Raw genomic sequence first — 6,000 nt, forward strand, 5'->3', positions numbered from 1 at the left:
GCCGGGCGAGCAGCCGCCGTCGTCGTCGTATCCTGGACAGTCACCGCTCTGGAGCAGTGCTGCAGCCCGGGAAGGTTACGCGAGAACCTTGAGCTTGGAATTGCTGCGGCCGAACAGGGCTGCGTCCGCCGAGAGGCGGCCGGCTCCGGCAAGGGCGACGGCCGCTGCCCCGGCTGCAAGCAGGAGAACCAGCTCGTAGCCGCCGGTGGCGACGAAGACTCCGGCCGAGGCATGGACCAGGAAGAGGGCGCCAAGCATGTCCAGGGCGAGCAGGGCGGCGAAGACGCGGGTCAGTACGCCGAGGATGAGGGCGATGCCACCCACCAGCTCCAGGGTGGCGACGACCGGGGCGGCGACCTCAGCGGCCGGAACTCCCATCTTGGCGAAGGATGCCTGCGTGCCGGCGATGGTGAATTCGCTGAACTTCTGCCAGCCGTGCGCGGCGAAGAGGAATCCCGCGATCACTCGCAGGATCGTCAGGGCTGTGGTGGTCTGGGTGGTCTGGTTCATGGAGATTCTCACCGTTCGGTTCGATTGGGGGTTGTCTCTTTTGGGCACGCGGTTCGGAGCGTGTCGGGTGAAGCTTCCCTTCCACTGTCCCGAACTTTTGTTGAAGTGTCAACTAATGTGTCGTGGTTATCTTTTCGGCGGCGGCTAGGCTGGCTCCGTGCCCCCATCGCCTTCCGCCGCCGTTTCCACCCCCAAGCCCGACAGTCACGGCCGTGAAATCCTCCGGCTTGCCGTTCCCGCCTTCGGCGCGCTGATCGCGGAACCGCTGTTTCTGCTGGCCGACTCGGCCATTGTGGGACACCTGGGCGTTGCGCAGTTGGCCGGTGTGGGGCTGGCCTCGGCGGTGCTGCACACCGCGGTGGGGCTGATGGTTTTCCTGGCGTACTCCACCACCCCTGCCGTAGCGCGGGCGGTGGGGGATGGCCAAATCGGAAGGGCACTTGCTGCCGGGCGCGACGGCGTCTGGCTTGCCTTGTTACTCGGGACTGCGCTGGCGCTGGCTGGCTTTTTCGCCGCGGAGCCGATGATCGGGCTCATGGGGCCGAGTCCGGAGATCCGCACCTTCGCCGTGGACTACCTGCGCTGGTCCATGCCCGGGCTGGTCGCGATGCTGCTGATCTTTGCCGGCACGGGCGTGCTGAGGGGGCTGCAGGACACCCGGACGCCGTTGGTGGTGGCCACAGCGGGATTCACGCTGAACATCGTGCTGAACCTGGTGTTGGTTTACGGACTCGGACTGTCCGTCGTCGGATCTGCGGTGGGTACCAGCATCGCGCAGTGGGCCATGGCCGCGGTGTATCTGGTGATGGTGCAGCGCAACGCCCGTCACCACGGCGTCAGCCTGCTGCCCGACTGGCATGGGATCCGGGCCATGACCAAGGTGGGCTCCTGGCTCATGCTGCGCACCCTGAGCCTCCGCATCGCCATCCTCGCCACCGTGCTCGTGGTCACGGCCCAGGGTGCCGTGAACCTGGCTGCGCACCAGCTGGCCATGACAGTCTTCACCTTCCTCGCCTTCGCACTGGACGCCTTGGCCATCGCCGCTCAGGCGCTGATCGGCAAGGAGTTGGGAGCCTCCAACCCTGCCAAGGCGCGGATCCTGACCCGGACCATGATCCGCTGGGGTACCGGCTTTGGTGTGGCCACCGGCGTGCTGCTCGCCGTGGCGGCCCCGTTCGCAGGGGCCCTCTTCACGCCCGACGCCGGCGTCCAGTCGGTCCTGACCGCGGCACTGTGGGTACTGGCCGCGGGCCAGCCCCTCGCCGGGTACGTGTTCGTCCTCGACGGGGTGCTGATCGGGGCCGGCGACGCGAAGTATCTGGCGATTGCCGGCGTCGTGAATCTTGCGGTGTACCTTCCGCTGCTGCTGGCGGTGCCGCTGGCCCGGGCCGACGGCGCAGCGGCGCTGGTGTGGGTGTGGGTGGCCTTTTCGCTGGGCTACATGTGCGCCCGCGGCCTGACGCTGGGGCTGCGGGCCAGGACAGACCGCTGGATGGTGCTCGGCTCATAGCTTGCGGCCTGGATTCGCCCGCACAGCCTGGCGCACTAAACTGGAGCGGTGACTTCCCCCGCTAACCCTGCTGAATCTGACGTGCCTGCCCCCTCGGGGGAGCTGTGGAAGCCCGCCCTGCTGCGGGCCGCCGCCGCACTGGTCTTCGGTGCCGTGACCGTGTTCTGGGCGGCTCCTTCCGTGACCGGAATGTCGCTCGCGGGCGGGGTGTACCTGCTGGCCACCGGCCTGATCCTGCTGTGGGGCATTCCGCTGACCGGTTTCCGCCGCGAGGCGCCTGCCGGCCGCTTTCTTTCCGCCGCGGGAGCTGCCCTGACCGGCGCCGGCGTGGCCCTGCTGTTCCTGCAGGGCAGTCTGGTGTTCGCCGTGATTGGCGCTGTGGGGCTGGCCATGGCGTCCGCCGCCGAGCTGTATCTTGGCATCAGGTTCCGCGGGCGGCATGTCCTGGCCCGCGACTGGCTGGCATCGGGAATCATCGGGCTGGGCACGGCCGGCACCCTACCGTTCTTCCTGGGGCTTGGCCCGCACGCGCTGCTGGGCGTTGCCGGCGGCGGCGCCATCATCTCGGGCGTGCTCTGGATCCTGGCAGGCCTCTCGCTCCGGCACGATGCGCAGGCCGGCGCGTCAAAGGCCGTAAACTAGTACCAAGGGTTCTACTTCTTGTAGAACAGCCTTTGGCTGCCAGCACCCTTCATCACCAGCACACAGCATAGCGGGCAGGCCGCATCGCGCCGCCCGCACGGGAGGAATCACCTTGGCACACCAGAAACCAGGAGAACCGCGCAATCTGCGGACCTCGGTCAAGGGACCCCTGATGTTCTCCGCCTTCTGGGCTGTGGTGGCGTTCGTCGCGGTGCTGATCTTCGCCTCCGGCGGCAGTGCCCGTTCGCCGCGGTTCGACCTAGCCCTCACCGCCGCCGGCATCGCCTTCATTGTCACCCTCGTCATCGCCGCGATGCTGTCCATGAGCTATAAGGACAACGCCGCCCACCTGGGTAAAGGCTCCGGCGTGAACCTGAGCTCGGCCCGGAAGTCCTCGCAGGGACACGGCGGCCATGGGACTCAGGGAACCCAGCGCCATCCGGATGCCCCGGGTGCTGCGGGTACGGCTGGAAACGGTGAGTCCGGGCCCGACGGCGGAGCCTCCTAACGCCCGCGCCGCTGGCGCTGCTTACTCCCCGCTGGCGCGGCGCGCACGGTAGGCCGCGACATGCGCGCGGTTGGCGCAGTTTCCGGTGTCGCAGTACCGCTTGGACCGGTTGCGGCTGAGGTCGAGGACCGCCGCGTCGCAGTCATCGGCCGCGCACACCAGCATGCGGTCCATCTCCTTGCTGCGGATCACGTCCACCAGCGCCATGGCGGCTTCGGTGCCCATCCTGTCCGCCAGCGGGGCATCGTGCGTGGTGGCGTGCAGGTGCCAGTCCCACTGGTCGTGCTTGAGGAGCTGGGGGAGTGCGCGGGCTTCCCGCAGGAGGCGGTTCACAGTGGCCACGGCCGCATCCTCGTTGGAGGTCCACAGTGTTGCCAATTCTGCGCGCAGTGCGTGGACGCTGGCCAGTTCGGCGGCGTCGTGGGTGCGGGAGCCGGTAAAGCCCTCCTGCCGCAGGAACGCGTCGAGGTCCTCCACCGTAGCCAGGCTTTCCTCGCCATTAGCGGCAGAGTTGATGAGGTTCACCACGAAGCGCAGTGAGAGTTCCGTGTCAGGGGCAAAAACCACCTTGACTCCTTACAGTGCCGGGGCGTAGTGTCAGGACCAATACCCCACTTTACTCCTGACGGGAGGCATCCGTGCCCGCATCGAACAAGCGCGCCCACATGAGGCAGACGCCCTCCATCCCGTCGGCTTCCGCGCGCGACGCGGGCGCCGGGATGTACGTTGCAGCGATGGCAGGGACTCCGGCAGCCGACACGGCCCCGGCCTCCTCGGCAAAGGCCCCCGGCTTCCTTGCGTCAGGACTGGGCATCGCCCTCTTTTCGTCTGCCGTCTTCGGGCTTTCCGGCTCCTTTGCCAAGTCACTGTTGGAGACCGGCTGGACGCCCGGGGCCGCCGTGACTGCCCGGCTGACAGCGGCCGCACTCATCCTTGCAATCCCCGCTGTTCCGGCGCTTCGCGGGCGCTGGACCCAGCTGCGGTCCAACTGGGTCACGATCGCGCTGTTTGGCCTGATTGGCGTGGCTGCATGCCAGCTGTTCTACTTCAATGCCGTCGCCCGGCTGTCCGTTGGTGTGGCGCTCCTGCTCGAATACCTCGCCCCGGTGTTGATCGTCCTGTGGCTCTGGGTGGCCAGCCGGAAGCGGCCCCGCCCCCTGACAGTTGCGGGGACGCTGTTGTCCCTGGGCGGTCTCGTCCTCGTACTGGACCTCACCGGTGCAGTGAAGGTCGATGCCGTCGGTGTGTTCTGGGGCCTCGCCGCTGCCGTCTGCTTGGCCATGTACTTCTTCATCACGGCCAAGCAAAATGACACCCTGCCGCCCATCGTTCTCGCGTCGGGCGGTCTGCTGGTGGGCTCCGCGGTGATGTGGCTGACGGCAGCCACCGGACTCCTGCCCATGGCCATCAGCACGGCCGACACCAAACTCGGTCCGTGGACCACCCCCTGGTGGGTTCCGCTGGGCGGCCTCGTGCTGCTGGCCACCGTACTGGCCTACGTCTCAGGGATCATGGCTGCACGCGCACTCGGCTCCAAGGTGGCCTCGTTCGTATCCCTCACTGAGGTCCTGTTCGCCGTGATCTGGGCCTGGCTGTTGCTTGGCGAACTGCCCGGCCCCATCCAGCTCCTCGGCGGCGTGCTGATTGTAGGCGGGGTACTGTTCGTCCGGCTGGATGAGCTCCGGGGAGACAAAGCGGGGGACCAGGCAGCGGTGACTGGACCGCTTGACCTCGCGAACGACGTCGAACCCGTCCCCTAAGTCTTCAGTGACGGGCTGCTTAAATGCCGGAGGGCCGGACGCATGCTGCGTCCGGCCCTCCGCTGCGTTCCCGGTCTAGCCCTGGGAAGCGTCGGACTGCTGCTGGGCGTTGCGGGTTGCCTGCTGGCCCGCCTCTTCCAGTGCCTGCGCCACCCTGGCGAGGGCTGGAACGTGCTCGCTCTCCCACTTGCCGCGGAACTGCACCGCGTCCGGGCCCATCCATTCCGTGTTCGTGAGCAAGTTTGACAGGACGTTCTTCTGCCTCTGGATTTCAGTCGAACCAGCATTGAGCTGCCTGCTCAAGTTCCTCAGCTGTTCAACATCTGCACCCCACACATTTGCCATCAGGTTTCTCCTTTAATCAACGGACCCGATCCAGTCGGCATCCCCAGCGGCCTCCGGCTCGTCCGGAAGATCCATTGCCTCAAAACTATCCTTTTGCCCGAAACGGTGTCGATGGGCAGCGCTCCCCATGCAGTCCTCCCCATGGGCGGTGCCCTTCCGGGCGGGGTGAAAGGGTCGATCCTCGGCGCTCCAGAGCCTAGCATGGGGGTATGTGCCGGAATATCCGTACCCTCCACAACTACGAGCCGCACGCTACGTCCGAGGAGGTACACGCCGCAGCGCTGCAGTACGTGCGCAAAGTGAGCGGCAGTACCAAGCCGTCGAAGGCGAATGAGGAGGCGTTCGAGCACGCCGTGCACGAGATAGCACACGTGACCCAGCACCTGCTCGACTCCCTCGTTACCCACGCTCCCGCCAAGGACCGCGACGAGGAGGCGGCCAAGGCGAAGGCCCGCTCGGCCGTTCGCTTCGGTACTGCCTGACAGTCCGACGCCTACGTGGCCCCGCCACCCAAGTAAGTCGCAGCTGAGGGCGTTCCCAGCGCTGGGAACGCCCTCAGCTGCTACTCAGTTGGGTGTTGCTACCTGCCGAAGCGGCGGAGCCTCAGCGAGTTAGCCACCACCAGCACCGAGCTCGCTGCCATGGCCACGCCTGCGATCATCGGATTGAGCAGGCCGAGGGCCGCCAGTGGAATGCCCAGCGCGTTGTAGAAGAAGGCCCAGAAC

General features: G+C 67.0%; 8 protein-coding genes. 5 read left to right on the forward strand and 3 right to left on the reverse strand.

Translation table 11 applies throughout. The annotated features are described in order from the left end of the window. Positions 1–75: 75 nt before the first annotated feature. The gene (locus J7I85_RS08300; RefSeq protein WP_214849662.1) at positions 76–510 is read right to left on the reverse strand and encodes a DoxX family protein; all 435 of its coding nucleotides are present in this window, start codon (positions 508–510) and stop codon (positions 76–78) included. 157 nt (positions 511–667) lie between these two features. Between J7I85_RS08300 and J7I85_RS08305 the strand changes: the two genes are divergently transcribed. The 3 genes from J7I85_RS08305 to J7I85_RS08315 all read left to right on the forward strand — a co-directional run bounded on the left by J7I85_RS08305 (position 668) and on the right by J7I85_RS08315 (position 3,170). Next, positions 668–2,020: an MATE family efflux transporter gene (locus J7I85_RS08305; protein WP_214849666.1), complete on the forward strand. Its 1,353-nt coding sequence runs from the start codon at positions 668–670 to the stop codon at positions 2,018–2,020. Between the two features lie 48 nt (positions 2,021–2,068). Next, complete coding sequence (locus J7I85_RS08310) at positions 2,069–2,662, forward strand: hypothetical protein (RefSeq protein ID WP_214849670.1); 594 nt, start codon at positions 2,069–2,071, stop codon at positions 2,660–2,662. Positions 2,663–2,774: 112 nt separating this feature from the next. Further along, entirely contained in the window at positions 2,775–3,170 is a 396-nt protein-coding gene (locus tag J7I85_RS08315; protein WP_214849673.1) for a hypothetical protein, read from the forward strand. Between the two features lie 21 nt (positions 3,171–3,191). On the opposite strand, the gene J7I85_RS08320 is transcribed toward J7I85_RS08315, so the two are convergent. Then, on the reverse strand, positions 3,192–3,737 hold the full coding sequence (locus J7I85_RS08320) for an ABATE domain-containing protein (protein ID WP_214849676.1): 546 nt from the start codon (positions 3,735–3,737) through the stop codon (positions 3,192–3,194). A 167-nt stretch (positions 3,738–3,904) separates the two neighbouring features. On the opposite strand from J7I85_RS08320, the gene J7I85_RS08325 reads away from it, so the two are divergent. After that, a complete protein-coding gene (locus J7I85_RS08325) occupies positions 3,905–4,930 on the forward strand; it encodes a DMT family transporter (protein WP_214849711.1) in 1,026 nt (341 codons plus the stop codon). Between the two features lie 75 nt (positions 4,931–5,005). Here J7I85_RS08325 and J7I85_RS08330 read toward each other — a convergent pair whose 3' ends face one another. Beyond that, the gene (locus tag J7I85_RS08330) at positions 5,006–5,275 is read right to left on the reverse strand and encodes a hypothetical protein (protein ID WP_214849679.1); all 270 of its coding nucleotides are present in this window, start codon (positions 5,273–5,275) and stop codon (positions 5,006–5,008) included. A gap of 209 nt (positions 5,276–5,484) precedes the next feature. On the opposite strand from J7I85_RS08330, the gene J7I85_RS08335 reads away from it, so the two are divergent. Next, positions 5,485–5,757, forward strand: coding sequence for a DUF2277 domain-containing protein (locus J7I85_RS08335; RefSeq protein ID WP_214849682.1), 273 nt, complete (start codon positions 5,485–5,487; stop codon positions 5,755–5,757). Positions 5,758–6,000 lie beyond the last annotated feature (243 nt).

This window comes from Arthrobacter sp. ISL-65 (assembly GCF_018613795.1).
GTDB lineage: Bacteria > Actinomycetota > Actinomycetes > Actinomycetales > Micrococcaceae > Arthrobacter.

Coding starts and splice junctions, on each gene's coding strand:
- J7I85_RS08325 (WP_214849711.1), top strand. CDS start 3,905: ATGGCAGGGACTCCGGCAGCCGACACGGCCCCGGCCTCCTCGGCAAAG.
- J7I85_RS08335 (WP_214849682.1), top strand. CDS start 5,485: ATGTGCCGGAATATCCGTACCCTCCACAACTACGAGCCGCACGCTACG.
- J7I85_RS08330 (WP_214849679.1), bottom strand. CDS start 5,275: ATGGCAAATGTGTGGGGTGCAGATGTTGAACAGCTGAGGAACTTGAGC.
- J7I85_RS08300 (WP_214849662.1), bottom strand. CDS start 510: ATGAACCAGACCACCCAGACCACCACAGCCCTGACGATCCTGCGAGTG.